The 12,503-nt window shown below is 37.4% G+C and carries 16 protein-coding genes; 3 read left to right on the top strand and 13 right to left on the bottom strand.

Annotated features, from left to right (window positions below; genetic code table 11):
- Nucleotides 1-122 precede the first annotated feature (122 nt).
- Genes rpsR through rpsF form a run of 3 tightly spaced genes read right to left on the bottom strand, consistent with a single transcriptional unit; the run spans nucleotide 123 to nucleotide 1,299 of the window.
- Entirely contained in the window at nucleotides 123-362 is a 240-nt protein-coding gene (gene rpsR, locus M3Z76_RS18295) for a 30S ribosomal protein S18 (RefSeq protein ID WP_042478407.1), read from the bottom strand.
- Between the two features lie 45 nt (nucleotides 363-407).
- Nucleotides 408-971, bottom strand: coding sequence for a single-stranded DNA-binding protein (gene ssb, locus M3Z76_RS18290; protein WP_293929564.1), 564 nt, complete (start codon nucleotides 969-971; stop codon nucleotides 408-410).
- 37 nt (nucleotides 972-1,008) lie between these two features.
- On the bottom strand, nucleotides 1,009-1,299 hold the full coding sequence (gene rpsF / locus M3Z76_RS18285; protein WP_293929563.1) for a 30S ribosomal protein S6: 291 nt from the start codon (nucleotides 1,297-1,299) through the stop codon (nucleotides 1,009-1,011).
- A 310-nt stretch (nucleotides 1,300-1,609) separates the two neighbouring features.
- On the opposite strand from rpsF, the gene M3Z76_RS18280 reads away from it, so the two are divergent.
- Together M3Z76_RS18280 and M3Z76_RS18275 are read left to right on the top strand one after the other, a co-directional pair.
- Nucleotides 1,610-2,158: a DUF3267 domain-containing protein gene (locus M3Z76_RS18280; RefSeq protein WP_293929565.1), complete on the top strand. Its 549-nt coding sequence runs from the start codon at nucleotides 1,610-1,612 to the stop codon at nucleotides 2,156-2,158.
- A 130-nt stretch (nucleotides 2,159-2,288) separates the two neighbouring features.
- Nucleotides 2,289-2,480, top strand: a complete 192-nt coding sequence (locus tag M3Z76_RS18275) for a hypothetical protein (RefSeq protein WP_293929562.1) — start codon at nucleotides 2,289-2,291, stop codon at nucleotides 2,478-2,480.
- A 25-nt stretch (nucleotides 2,481-2,505) separates the two neighbouring features.
- On the opposite strand, the gene M3Z76_RS18270 is transcribed toward M3Z76_RS18275, so the two are convergent.
- The 4 genes from M3Z76_RS18270 to M3Z76_RS18255 all read right to left on the bottom strand — a co-directional run bounded on the left by M3Z76_RS18270 (nucleotide 2,506) and on the right by M3Z76_RS18255 (nucleotide 5,629).
- Nucleotides 2,506-3,066, bottom strand: coding sequence for a hypothetical protein (locus tag M3Z76_RS18270; RefSeq protein ID WP_293929561.1), 561 nt, complete (start codon nucleotides 3,064-3,066; stop codon nucleotides 2,506-2,508).
- 253 nt (nucleotides 3,067-3,319) lie between these two features.
- Nucleotides 3,320-4,420, bottom strand: coding sequence for a redox-regulated ATPase YchF (ychF, locus tag M3Z76_RS18265; RefSeq protein ID WP_293929560.1), 1,101 nt, complete (start codon nucleotides 4,418-4,420; stop codon nucleotides 3,320-3,322).
- A gap of 88 nt (nucleotides 4,421-4,508) precedes the next feature.
- On the bottom strand, nucleotides 4,509-4,709 hold the full coding sequence (locus M3Z76_RS18260) for a DUF951 domain-containing protein (protein ID WP_293929559.1): 201 nt from the start codon (nucleotides 4,707-4,709) through the stop codon (nucleotides 4,509-4,511).
- A 2-nt stretch (nucleotides 4,710-4,711) separates the two neighbouring features.
- Nucleotides 4,712-5,629, bottom strand: coding sequence for a mechanosensitive ion channel family protein (locus M3Z76_RS18255; protein ID WP_293929558.1), 918 nt, complete (start codon nucleotides 5,627-5,629; stop codon nucleotides 4,712-4,714).
- Nucleotides 5,630-5,704: 75 nt separating this feature from the next.
- Between M3Z76_RS18255 and yyaC the strand changes: the two genes are divergently transcribed.
- Nucleotides 5,705-6,316, top strand: coding sequence for a spore protease YyaC (yyaC, locus tag M3Z76_RS18250; RefSeq protein ID WP_293929557.1), 612 nt, complete (start codon nucleotides 5,705-5,707; stop codon nucleotides 6,314-6,316).
- Here yyaC and M3Z76_RS18245 read toward each other — a convergent pair.
- The 6 genes from M3Z76_RS18245 to mnmG all read right to left on the bottom strand — a co-directional run bounded on the left by M3Z76_RS18245 (nucleotide 6,233) and on the right by mnmG (nucleotide 12,502).
- On the bottom strand, nucleotides 6,233-6,937 hold the full coding sequence (locus M3Z76_RS18245; protein WP_293929556.1) for a DUF554 domain-containing protein: 705 nt from the start codon (nucleotides 6,935-6,937) through the stop codon (nucleotides 6,233-6,235). The genes yyaC and M3Z76_RS18245 overlap by 84 nt on opposite strands.
- 13 nt (nucleotides 6,938-6,950) lie before the next feature.
- Nucleotides 6,951-7,799 carry a ParB/RepB/Spo0J family partition protein gene (locus tag M3Z76_RS18240; protein WP_293929555.1) on the bottom strand — a complete coding sequence of 283 codons (849 nt, stop codon included), beginning with the start codon at nucleotides 7,797-7,799 and terminating at the stop codon, nucleotides 6,951-6,953.
- Entirely contained in the window at nucleotides 7,792-8,553 is a 762-nt protein-coding gene (locus M3Z76_RS18235) for a ParA family protein (protein WP_293929554.1), read from the bottom strand. Before M3Z76_RS18235 ends, M3Z76_RS18240 begins: the two co-directional genes overlap by 8 nt.
- 211 nt (nucleotides 8,554-8,764) lie before the next feature.
- Nucleotides 8,765-9,649 carry a nucleoid occlusion protein gene (noc, locus tag M3Z76_RS18230; protein WP_293929553.1) on the bottom strand — a complete coding sequence of 295 codons (885 nt, stop codon included), beginning with the start codon at nucleotides 9,647-9,649 and terminating at the stop codon, nucleotides 8,765-8,767.
- A gap of 188 nt (nucleotides 9,650-9,837) precedes the next feature.
- A complete protein-coding gene (rsmG, locus tag M3Z76_RS18225) occupies nucleotides 9,838-10,554 on the bottom strand; it encodes a 16S rRNA (guanine(527)-N(7))-methyltransferase RsmG (RefSeq protein ID WP_293929552.1) in 717 nt (238 codons plus the stop codon).
- A 52-nt stretch (nucleotides 10,555-10,606) separates the two neighbouring features.
- Nucleotides 10,607-12,502, bottom strand: coding sequence for a tRNA uridine-5-carboxymethylaminomethyl(34) synthesis enzyme MnmG (gene mnmG / locus M3Z76_RS18220; protein WP_293929551.1), 1,896 nt, complete (start codon nucleotides 12,500-12,502; stop codon nucleotides 10,607-10,609).
- Nucleotide 12,503: the final 1 nt, after the last annotated feature.

The following is a 12,503-nucleotide window of genomic DNA, read 5'->3' as shown; positions in this document are numbered from 1 at the left end:
TGGCTAACCTCTACTTCTGTCTTCGGGGTTCGGGACTTGCACCCTATAGTTCATGCGCATGCTGGGCGCACATAAAAAAGTACAACAAAGGTTTTGCAACCATTGTTGTACTTTTAACATTCTTATTTATCTTCTGCTACGAATGGAAGTAATCCCATAATACGAGATACTTTGATAGCTGAAGTTAATTTACGTTGATACTTTGCACTTGTACCAGTTACGCGACGTGGTAAAATTTTACCGCGCTCAGAGATGAATTTCTTTAAAAGATCTACATCTTTGTAGTCGATGTGCGTAATGTTATTTGCAGTGAAGTAACAAACTTTACGGCGTTTGCGGCCTCCGCGACGTTGTCCTGCCATTAGCGTTGTCCTCCTTTAGTTTATTTTTCTAGTGGATGTGAGGTATTAGAACGGTAAATCGTCCTCTGATACTTCGATTGGGCCTTTGCTATTTGCAAATGGATCCTCATCCATACGTGTATAATTTTGCTGATTTTGTGGTGGCTGCTGATAAGAATCGAATGGATCCTGCGCAGGTGCACCACCGCCATATTGCTGGTTATTTTGGTTATTATAGCTTGGTTGTCCACCGCCATAATTGTTACCACCATATGGTTGTTGGTTTTGCATACCTTGTGACGCGCCACCGCTACGTGGTTCTAAGAACTGTACTGCATCTGCTACAACATCTGTTGTATACACACGTTTTCCATCTTGTCCTTCATAGCTACCTGTTTGAATGCGTCCTTCAACGCCAATTAAGCTTCCTTTACGCATAAAGTTCGCTAAATTTTCGGCTTGTTTTCGCCAAGCAATACAGCCTATGAAGTCAGCTTCACGCTCGCCTTGTTGGTTCGAAAATGTTCGGTTTACAGCAACTGTAAAGCGAGCCATAGGAACTCCACTTGGCGTATAGCGAAGCTCTGGATCTTTTGTCAGTCTTCCTACGAGTACGACACGGTTAATCATCGGTATACAGCCTCCTTTTCAGCATTATGGTTAAAAATTATTTTTCTTCTTCGCGAACAGCGATGTGACGGATAATGTCTTCGCTAATGTTAGCTAAACGAGTATATTCGTTGATTGCTTCTGTACCAGCGTTTACTTTCACGATTTGGTAGAAACCTTCGCGGAAGTCGTTGATTTCATAAGCTAGACGGCGTTTACCCCAGTCTTTTGCTTCAACGATTTCAGCACCGTTTGAAGTTAAGATTTCGTTGAAACGCTCTACTACAGCTTTCTTCGCTTCGTCTTCAATGTTCGGGCGAATGATGTACATTAATTCATACTTTCTCATCTTCGTTTTGCACCTCCTTATGGACTTGGCTCTCCTACTAAAATAGGGAGCAAGGAGTAAGTAACTTGTATTACTCACAACTGTGAATTATAGCATGCTTTAGATGTATATGCAATATATTTAAAAATTCACTTTAGTGTTCTACTTTTTGATAAAATTGAATTAAGTCAATTTCACAAAAAAGAATATATGTTCTTATATTAAACTAAAAGCAATCCTTTTTCACGTTTCATTTCTCTTAATTTCGTAAATATAAAGTGATAAATTTCCGCTATTTTATTAATATATTTAGGAGGTTCTCTTTTTGAAAATGCAACAACCCAAAATAGTTGAGTTAAATATGCCAAAGATAGCCAAACTAAATATTTGGCTAACAATTATCTTAGTAATTACCTTTACTATCGTTTATAAAATCATGTATGGACAAACTAATTTTTCCTTTTTAACAATGCTAGTGGTAGCAGTGCTGTATATTATTTTCATCGTTTTACATGAAGCTTTTCATTTAATAGGCTTTATGATGTTTGGTGGTGCAAAATTTAAGGAGCTCGATTATGGTATCAATTTAAAGCTTGGTATTGCCTATGCGACAACCGTAAAACCGCTAACGAACAGTGCAATGAAGAAAGCTTTGCTATTACCATTTTGGACAACAGGCGTTTTTCCAACAATTCTAGGTTTTTATATCGAAAGTTTTGCGTTCGTCCTTACAGGGGCATTGTTAATTGCTGGTGCTGTTGGGGATTTTGCGATGTATAAGGAACTACGGAAATTTCCAGATGATGTGCTTGTAAAGGATGACCCTCAGTTGCCAAAGTTTTATATATTTGAAGTTAATTTTTACGAAGAAGGGTATTGATTGCTTGTTGGAATTGGTGATTGCAGAATTATTATATTTATTATTACAGGAAACGAACTTATATTAAATTATGTTATAATAGATTTAAATTCCAAAAAAATCTTATTTAGGGATTATGGGGGTATTTTTAATGAAGAAAATCTTGATTTTAATTCCTATATTTATTCTTGTACTTACTATTTTTATTTTTTTAGATTATCGTAAGACAGGAGATATTTTATGGGGAGAAAATTTTATACAATCACTAGTATTTTTAATAGTATGCCTTCTTTTAAGATATTTGTTTAGTAGTGATAAGAAAAATAAAGAGTCAAATTCTTAAGAGAATTCGACTCTTTATTTTTAAATTATTTATGCCAAGGATCATTTCCATGAGAATTTAAACAACTAAAGAACATACCAGCTAAAGAACCAACTATTCCTATAGGAGTCCCTCTAAATCCAGCTTTTATTAACTTTTTTGCAGCTGATGAGAAATCTTTGCTCAGGACATCATCGATAATTGCGCCAATGATTGCGCCTGTTACTAATTCACCATAGCCATTTCTAACTTTATCTTCTATACAACGGTCTACTGCATCACCACCTCTTTCAGCAGTAAGTGTTGAAACGGGAGATGCTGAAAGGCATTGTGGTTGAGTTTGCTTTATGAATGCTTCTTTTTCTGCTTTTAACATTTCGATTTCAGGAGATACTCCAAATTCTTTCTCAATCATGTCAATATCAATATCGATTATATTTCCGAATTCATCTGTTATAGCAGCTTTTTCGAAAACAAATTCTAATGTTTTAGCTAATTCCTCTACTTGTTGATTATTGATTTGCTGAGCACTCGCTATGCTAGAGAAGGTTGTTAAAAATAAAACTAATGTCATGACTATTACAGATAAATTTTTAAATATTTTCATTTCTACTCTCCTTTTTATTTTCCACAATGTAACTTTTAAACTAGAATTGCAGAATACATTACCTAATATAACATAATAAAGATTATATTTCCATTAAATATTATTAATTTCCTCTAAAATTTGAGTTCATAAGTGGTGATAATAAGCTTCCCCTTGTTTTCCGTTAGAAAACAATCCGCTAATTAAGGAACTTTCAATAAAAACGCAAAAGCAGTATGAAAAGTGAAATCCCACTTCCCATACTGCTTTTCAATTAAACATTAAATCTAAACAGCATAATATCGCCATCTTGCACGATATATTCTTTACCTTCTAGGCGTACTTTACCTGCTTCTTTTGCTGCTGCCATTGAGCCAAATTGTACTAAATCGTCGTAGGCAACTGTTTCTGCACGAATGAAGCCACGCTCGAAGTCAGAGTGGATGACACCTGCGCATTGCGGTGCTTTCATACCTTTGCGGAACGTCCATGCACGTACCTCTTGTACGCCAGCTGTGAAGTATGTTGCAAGTCCTAATAGGTCATAGGAAGCGCGAATCAATTGGTCTAAGCCTGACTCTTGAATGCCTAGCTCCTCTAAAAACATTGCTTTTTCTTCGTCCTCAAAGCCTGAAATTTCCTCTTCAATTTTTGCACAAATTGTAATAACCTGTGCGCCTTCTGCTGTGGCAAATTCGCGGACCATTTGCACATATTTATTGCTATCTGCATCTGCTACTTCGTCCTCAGATACGTTAGCCACATATAGCATTGGCTTGATCGTTAATAAATGAAGGCCTTTAATAACCTTTAGCTCGTCCTCTGAAAGGTCCGCTGCACGTGCAGGTTTTTCTGCTTCTAGCGCATCCTTCACCTTCACTAAAATAGGCTCCTCGATAAGTGCCTCTTTATCTTTTTGCTTCGCCATTTTTGCAACACGTTGTAGGCGTTTTTCTACAGATTCCATGTCAGCTAAAATTAGCTCTAAATTGATGACTTCGATATCATCGATTGGATTTACTGTACCTGATACGTGTGTGATGTTCTCATCCTCAAAGCAGCGGACTACTTGGCAAATCGCATCTACTTCGCGAATATGCGCTAAAAATTTATTACCAAGCCCTTCACCTTTGGAAGCACCTTTTACGATCCCTGCAATGTCCGTAAATTCGAATGCTGTTGGTACAGTTTTTTTCGGTTCTACTAATTCTGTTAATTTATTTAAACGTGCATCTGGTACTTCTACGATTCCTACGTTCGGATCGATTGTTGCGAATGGGTAGTTCGCAGCAAGTGCACCAGCCTTTGTAATCGCATTAAACAATGTAGATTTCCCTACGTTTGGTAAACCGACGATGCCAGCTGTTAATGCCATATAAGACACAACCTTTCTATAGTCAATTCGTTTTTATTTTGATAGCCTTTTCTATTATATTGATAATGCGTTTAAAAGTCTAACTGCATTATTGTTCATTTACCCTTTTAATTACTTTTTTCATCTTTTTTTCGAATTCTCGTCTAGGAATCATGACACTATGACCACAGCCCTCACATTTAATGCGAATATCCGCACCTAAGCGAATAATTTTCCATGCATTTGTTCCACATGGATGCTGCTTTTTCATTTCCACAATATCATTTAATTCAAATACTTTACCTTCCAACCTTATTCTCTCCCTTCAATTTCTCGTCCCATTACTCGGTCATATAGCATCATTTTTGGGAATTCAGTAGCTATTCCATTATTTTGTAAAAGCTCCTTCACCTCTTGACGAATTGTTCGAGCAATCTCCCATTGCTTTAATGGCAACGTTTCTGCAATAATGCGAACTGTTACTTCACCGTCAGCTATATTTTGAACGCCTAAAAAGACAGGTGTGTTTGTCAATGTTGGGTGCTGTTGTGGTAATTGCTCTAAATAAGCAGTAATCAACTTTTCTGCCTTTTCAATATCAGCATCTATATTGAGCTGCATATCAATCATAAACTTCGAATGGTTAATAGAATAGTTTTTCACATTTGTAATCGAGCCATTTGGAATAATAAATTGCTCACCTGCATTGCCCTTTACTTTCGTTGTACGCAAGCCAATTTCTAAAACCGTTCCCTCTGCTCCACTAATTTGAATATAGTCACCTACGCCAAATTGATCCTCAAAAATTATAAAGAAGCCAGTGATGACATCCTTTACTAAGCTTTGTGCACCGAAGCCGATTGCTAAACCTGCAATCCCTGCCCCTGCTAGTAAACCTGCAATTTGAATATCAAGCGCAGATAAAATCCCCATTATAGCTGAAAAGTACACTAAATAAGATAAGACACTTTGCAGCAATTTTAATATTGTTTTTTGGCGACGCTCTGAATGATTAATTGGTGAGCGCATACGTACAAGGAATACTTTCTCTATTACCTTTTGTCCAACACGAACAGCAATGTAGGAAGCTGCCATAATGACAATCACTTTTATAGAAGCGACTAAAATATAATCCCACAATGCCTCACTTGTGATGTACTCCCAAGCTTTTTTTGTAATACGTGCCATTCCATGTAAATCTACTGTTGCTGTTAAATAATTTAATTGCATTTTTTCACTCCTTGTATAACAAACTCATAAACTGATTATACTTCACACATATAACATAGAAAGTGAGTGAAACAAATGGATAACCATTCTATTCATTATGAAGCATCAAGCGCAGTATGGAAACTAAGTGATATCTTTTTACAAATGATCCCCTTTGAGCATAATCGACTTGTCTTTTGTTGTATTGGGACAGATCGTTCAACAGGTGATGCCCTTGGTCCTTTGATTGGTAGTCAGCTAGTAAAAATCTATGCATTCCCCTTTGACGTTATTGGAACGCTGGAGGAGCCGTTGCACGCATTAAATTTAATGGATACATTTAATGACTTGCAGGCACAGGAGGAGCCACCATTTATCATCGCAATCGATGCCTGCTTAAGCGAGAAAAATCGCATCGGCAATATTATAGTAGAAAATGGACCATTATTCCCAGGAAAAGCTGTAAAAAAACAATTACCCCCAATTGGTGACATTTCCATTAAAGGTGTCGTCAACATTGGAGGCTTTATGGAAGCACAAGTATTACAAAACACTCGTCTTCATTTAACATATACTATGAGTGAAAAAATTGCTCGCTCTTTGCAGCTCGCTTGGCAGCGTCATTTAACGCAAAATAAACATACCCGCTACAATCAACATCACACACAAAATACCTGGAAGCAAATTGGCTACTCGAATTTTCGTTAAGCCCGTAATATTTAAACCAATTGCTAAAATCATAATGCCACCTGTTGCGGTCATTTCCTGAATAAATAAATCAAGTGCTTCCTGTGGAATATAATTGCTAATTGCGCCGGCACAAATAGCAATCAACCCTTGATAAATAAAGACAGGTACCGCAGATAACATAACACCAATTCCTAACGTTGAAGCTAAAATCGTCGCCATAAAGCCATCAATAATACCTTTTGTCATTAAAATACTATGATCATTGCGTAGCCCACTATCAAGTGCACCTAATATACCCATAGAACCGATAACAAAAATGAGTGATGCTGTGACAAAACCTTCCGCAATCGTACCATTACTATTTTTACCAAATAGCGATTCTACCCATTTGCCAAAACGATTAAACCACTTTTCTAAATCAATCCACTCACCAATCATCGTACCAATAACTAGGCTAACGAGGACAATGACAAAATTACTGCTTGCAAAGCCCATTTGAATACCGAGAACAGCTACAGCTAAACCAATAATCAGCATTACTGTTTCCTTCATTTTTTCAGGAATATTGTGAAACAGTCTTCCAATAAACGCTCCAATTACAATAAGCAACGCATTGATTAATGAACCGAGTAAAATCATCTTTACCTTCTCTCTATTCAGTGCGCTCTAATTGTAATATTTCTAAAATACGCTCTAAATCCTCTTCTGAGTAAAATTCAATTTCAATTTTGCCTTTATCTTTTTGTTTTTTTATTTGTACACTTGTGCCAAAATAATCTCTAAGCTGTGCCTCTGTAGCTTGTACAAAAATATCACGTGGTGGTGCTTTTGTTTCACGTGAAACATTTTCATTTAATGCTTGAACGAGCGCTTCTAATTGGCGGACATTTAAGTTCTGTGCAATCACTCTCTTTGCGACTTCTGCAATTTGTCGTTTATTTTTCAGACCAAGTAATGTACGCCCATGCCCCATCGTTAAGGAACCATCATTTACTAATGCACGTACCTCTTCTGGTAGCTGTAGCAAACGAATATGGTTGGCAATATGTGGTCTACTTTTTCCAAGACGATTTGCTAAGTCCTCTTGAGTGAAGTTCAATTGCTCAATTAAGCTGCTATATGCTTCCGCTTCTTCAATTGGTGTTAAATCTTCACGCTGTAGGTTCTCTAAAATTGCAACCTCCATCATTTGCTGTTCAGTCATCTCTTTAACTAGCACAGCTATTTCCTCTAAGCCTGCTAGCTTTGCTGCACGCCAGCGACGTTCTCCTGCAATAATTTCATATTTACGGCCTTTTTTACGTGCAATAATAGGCTGGATTATACCATGCTCTTTAATTGATTGCGCAAGCTCTTCTAATGCCTCATCTTGAAAAAGCTTACGTGGCTGAAATGGGTTTGCCACAAGCTTATCGACAGCAATTTGCTGTACATTTCCCTCTTGCTGTACCGCTTCCTCTGGAAATAGCGCTCCAATGCCTTTCCCTAAACCTTTAACCATTTTTAATCACTTCCCTTGCTAGCTCTACATACATTTCTGCACCTCTCGACTTCGCGTCATAAGTAATAATTGGCTTGCCATGGCTAGGTGCCTCTCCTAAGCGGATATTACGTGGAATAATTGTTTTATAGACTTTATCTTGGAAATATTTTTTTACTTCCTCGATTACTTGTAGTCCTAAATTTGTTCGTGCATCAAGCATTGTTAAAAGAACACCTTCAATCATCAGCTCGGGATTTAAATGCTTTTGTACAAGTCGAACAGTTGATAGTAGCTGACTCAGTCCCTCTAATGCGTAATATTCGCATTGAACAGGAATAATAATTGAATCCGATGCTGTCAGTGCATTAATCGTTAATAAACCAAGTGATGGTGGACAATCAATAATTATGTAATCATAGTCTTGTCGTATTGGTCGTAGTGCATTTTTCAGCTTTCCTTCACGTGAAATAGCAGATACTAGCTCAATTTCCGCACCTGCTAATGAAATTGTTGCAGGGACAACAGATAAATTTTCCACTTTTGTTTGTAATATTGTTGTCGCAATATTTTCGTCATCAATAATGACATCATAAATACAGCCATGCACATCAGCTTTGTTGACACCTACGCCACTCGTTGCATTTCCTTGTGGATCTGTATCAATTAACAATACCTTTTTGCCTAAATAGGCTAAACAGGCACTTAAGTTAACAGAGGTTGTCGTTTTACCAACGCCCCCCTTTTGATTGGCGATTGCTATAACCTTTCCCATAATTCCACCTACTTCCTACAATTCAATATATCTTAACGTCATTGTATCCAAATCTTTTCAAGTATGCTCGAAAAAACTACAATCGGGCTTTTCCTATAGTCTTTAAAAGTATTCTATCAAAATTTACGCTTAGTTCCTAAAGTTATTCTACTATTTTTCACAAAAAAAACTGTCTGAAAAGGGAATTCTTTTCCAGACAGCTCTATTTATTTTATTTTTTCTTTGGAATTTTGACAGTGATTTGATAATATTCCTCTGTATCTTCTTCCTCTGTTTTTACTTGAATTCCGCTTTTCGTTACCATTGTTAATGATTGCTTTATTGTATTTAAGGCGATGCGCACGTCTTTGCTAATTGCTTTACGCTTCGGCTTTTCCTTCTTTACTGGTTGCTCTTCCTCAGTAGGCGGTGATAACAGCTGTTGAATCTGATCTTCAAGCTGACGGACATTCCAATCATATTCCTTAGCTGCTTCAATGAGCTGTTGCTGTTGCTGCTCATCTTTTACAGCAATAAGGGCTCGTGCATGACGCTCTGTAATTTCACGCTTTAAAATAGCCTCTTGAACAAATTGAGGCAGCTTTAATAAACGTAGCTTATTTGCTACTGTTGATTGGCTCTTTCCTAAACGTTGTGCAAGTGCTTCCTGCGTTAATGAATGCAATTCAAGTAGTTGCTGATAAGCAAGCGCCTCTTCAACTGCCGTTAATTCTTCACGTTGTAGGTTTTCAATTAATGCAATAGATGCTGTTTCTTTATCATTAATTTGTCGTACAATTGCTGGTACTTCCGCCCATTGTAGCTTTTTCATTGCACGATAGCGTCGCTCACCTGCAATAATTTCATATTCATCCTCACCATCGCGTCTGCGTACTACGATTGGCTGGATAACACCATGTATATGAATCGTTCTTGATAATTCTTCAATTTTTTCATCGTCAAATACAGTACGAGGTTGAAATCGATTCGGTATGATTTTTCCAATAGGAATTTTCACTACTTCTTCTGTAGCCTTTTTTTCTTCTATAGCTGCTACTTCACTTTTTACTTCAGACTCTTTTCCGCCTCCGAAAAAACGTGAAAAAGGACTTTTCATCCGAGTGGCACCACCTTTAAGAAACTTCTTACTCACTATTAATATTATTGATTATCCGAGTTAAAATGTACATAGTTTAGAATCAATTACATATCTACATATTTTATCATTAATTAATGCCTACTATCATTATGTATGCTTGAAAAGAGAAAAATATCTATCAAACATACAAATTACTTGCGAGATAATTATTGAATAGGTGTTTTATTTGGCACGCCTGGTTTACGAGGATATTTTTTAGGCGTTGCTTTTATTTTATTAAATACATATAAAGTACGCTCGCTCTGTTCAACTGGTAGTTCAAAGACAAATTCCTCTTGTAGCTCGATGCCAAGCGTGGAGACTGCTTTTTTTGCCTCTGCTAGCTCCTGCTTGCCAGCCGCAGCTTTTAATGCGACGAACTGGCCACCTACTTTAGCAATCGGTACACATAGCTCTGATAAAACAGATAATCTTGCTACAGCACGCGCTGTTACAACATCAAATTTTTCGCGATATTTCGCATTTTGTCCAAATTCCTCTGCACGTGCATGAACAAACGCTACATTTTCTAAGCCTAGCTCCTCGCTTAAATGATTTAAAAAAGTAATGCGCTTATTTAAGGAATCGACAATTGTAATGTGTAAATGTGGAAAACAGATTTTAATCGGTAGACTTGGGAACCCTGCACCTGCACCTACATCACAAATCGTTGTCACCTTTGTAAAATCGAAATAAAAGCTTGCGCTAATAGAATCATAAAAATGCTTTAAATAGACACCCTCTAAATCGGTAATTGCCGTTAAATTCATTTTTTCATTCCACTCTACTAACAATTCAAAATACTTTTTAAATTGGGCAATTTGCGTAGCTGTCAGCTCAATGCCCTTTTCTCTCAATGCTTCAATAAATTGTTGCTCGTTCACTAAAATTCTCCTTTAGTTAAAAAGCGCTCGCTATGGAGCGCTTTTTCTTATATTAGTCATTGGCGACACGGGCAATTTTCCCTTGTTCAATATAAACGAGTAAAATTGAAATATCAGCTGGGTTAACACCTGAAATACGTGATGCTTGTGCAATTGATAAAGGTCGAACTGATTTTAATTTTTGACGCGCTTCTGTCGCTAAACCTGAAATTGCATCATAATCGATGTTATCTGGAATTTTTTTATCTTCCATTTTGCGCAAACGCTCTACTTGTTGTAAAGCTTTTTGGATATAGCCTTCATATTTCAGCTGGATTTCAATTTGCTCCTTTACTTCCTCTGAAAGCTCTATTTCTGAAGGTGTTAAAGAAGCGACTAAGTCATAATGCATTTCAGGACGCTTTAATAAGTCTGCTCCGCGAATGCCATCCTTTAATTCTGCTCCACCAACGGAACGAATAGCTGCTTGTGTTTCTGCATTTGGCTTGACAATTACTTCACGTAAACGTGCAATTTCTTGTTCGATTTGCTGACGTTTCGCTGTAAATTGAGCATAACGCTCCTGTGAAATCATCCCTACTTTGTAGCCGATATCTAGTAAACGTAAATCCGCATTATCATGACGTAATAATAGGCGATATTCCGCACGTGATGTCAGTAAACGGTATGGCTCATTTGTACCTTTCGTTACTAAATCATCAATTAATACACCGATATACGCATCTGAGCGACTTAAAATGATTTCTTCTTTACCAAGCACTTTAGCAGCAGCATTAATCCCTGCCATTAAGCCTTGCGCAGCTGCTTCCTCATAACCTGAAGTACCGTTAATTTGACCAGCTGTATATAAATGTTTAATATGCTTTGTTTCAAGTGTTGGCCATAGCTGTGTTGGCACAACCGCATCATACTCAATAGCGTAGCCTGCACGCATCATTTCTGCCTGCTCTAGTCCTGGTATTGATGCAAGTAACTTTTGCTGTACATGCTCTGGCAAGCTCGTTGATAAACCTTGCACATATACTTCACGTGTATTGCGCCCTTCAGGCTCTAAGAAAATTTGGTGGCGTGGCTTATCATTAAAACGTACTACCTTATCTTCAATTGAAGGACAATAGCGAGGTCCTGTTCCTTTAATCATACCAGAATACATCGGAGATAAATGTAAATTTTCCTCGATAATTTGGTGTGTTGTTGGGCTTGTATATGTTAGCCAGCAAGGTAATTGGTCCATAATAAATTCTGTCGTTTCAAAGCTAAAAGCACGTGGTACATCATCACCTGGTTGAATTTCCGTTTTTGAATAATCAATCGTGCGGTTATTAACACGTGGTGGTGTACCTGTTTTAAAGCGAATAATATCAAAGCCTAATTCCTTTAAATTATCAGCAAGCTTGATTGATGGCTGTTGATTGTTTGGACCGCTTGAATATTTTAAATCACCAAGAATAATTTCTCCACGTAGGAATGTACCTGTCGTGATAATAACCGATTTCGCGCGATAAATACCGCCGATTTGCGTAATAACACCCTTTACTTCACCGTCTTCTACAATTAACTCATCCACCATTGCTTGATGAATTTGAAGATTTTCTTGCTCCTCTAATAGGCGCTTCATTTCTTGCTGGTAAAGTACTTTATCTGCTTGTGCACGCAATGCACGAACAGCAGGTCCTTTCCCTGTATTCAACATACGCATTTGAATATGTGTTTTATCAATAACCTTCCCCATTAAACCGCCTAATGCGTCAATTTCTCGTACTACGATTCCCTTTGCAGGTCCACCAATTGATGGGTTACATGGCATAAAGGCAATCATATCAAGATTAATCGTTAGCATTAACGTTTTTGCACCCATTTTTGCAGCAGAATAAGCTGCTTCTACTCCTGCGTGTCCCGCACCGATAACAATAACGTCAAATGTACCTGCTTCATATTGTGTAGGCATG

This window comes from Metasolibacillus sp., from assembly GCF_025291715.1.
Lineage (GTDB): Bacteria > Bacillota > Bacilli > Bacillales_A > Planococcaceae > Metasolibacillus > Metasolibacillus louembei.
Note: the sequence above shows the minus strand (reverse complement) of the source record. Positions and strands in the feature narration are given on the sequence as shown.

What these genes read in the sequence shown, in the direction of transcription:
- M3Z76_RS18275 (WP_293929562.1), top strand. Translation starts at nt 2,289, where the DNA reads ATGAAGAAAATCTTGATTTTAATTCCTATATTTATTCTTGTACTTACT.
- ychF (WP_293929560.1), bottom strand. Translation starts at nt 4,420, where the DNA reads ATGGCATTAACAGCTGGCATCGTCGGTTTACCAAACGTAGGGAAATCT.
- M3Z76_RS18235 (WP_293929554.1), bottom strand. Translation starts at nt 8,553, where the DNA reads ATGGGAAAGGTTATAGCAATCGCCAATCAAAAGGGGGGCGTTGGTAAA.
- M3Z76_RS18270 (WP_293929561.1), bottom strand. Translation starts at nt 3,066, where the DNA reads ATGAAAATATTTAAAAATTTATCTGTAATAGTCATGACATTAGTTTTA.
- yyaC (WP_293929557.1), top strand. Translation starts at nt 5,705, where the DNA reads ATGGATAACCATTCTATTCATTATGAAGCATCAAGCGCAGTATGGAAA.
- ssb (WP_293929564.1), bottom strand. Translation starts at nt 971, where the DNA reads ATGATTAACCGTGTCGTACTCGTAGGAAGACTGACAAAAGATCCAGAG.
- noc (WP_293929553.1), bottom strand. Translation starts at nt 9,649, where the DNA reads ATGAAAAGTCCTTTTTCACGTTTTTTCGGAGGCGGAAAAGAGTCTGAA.
- M3Z76_RS18255 (WP_293929558.1), bottom strand. Translation starts at nt 5,629, where the DNA reads ATGCAATTAAATTATTTAACAGCAACAGTAGATTTACATGGAATGGCA.
- rpsR (WP_042478407.1), bottom strand. Translation starts at nt 362, where the DNA reads ATGGCAGGACAACGTCGCGGAGGCCGCAAACGCCGTAAAGTTTGTTAC.
- M3Z76_RS18240 (WP_293929555.1), bottom strand. Translation starts at nt 7,799, where the DNA reads ATGGTTAAAGGTTTAGGGAAAGGCATTGGAGCGCTATTTCCAGAGGAA.
- rpsF (WP_293929563.1), bottom strand. Translation starts at nt 1,299, where the DNA reads ATGAGAAAGTATGAATTAATGTACATCATTCGCCCGAACATTGAAGAC.
- M3Z76_RS18280 (WP_293929565.1), top strand. Translation starts at nt 1,610, where the DNA reads ATGCAACAACCCAAAATAGTTGAGTTAAATATGCCAAAGATAGCCAAA.
- mnmG (WP_293929551.1), bottom strand. Translation starts at nt 12,502, where the DNA reads ATGCCTACACAATATGAAGCAGGTACATTTGACGTTATTGTTATCGGT.
- M3Z76_RS18245 (WP_293929556.1), bottom strand. Translation starts at nt 6,937, where the DNA reads ATGATTTTACTCGGTTCATTAATCAATGCGTTGCTTATTGTAATTGGA.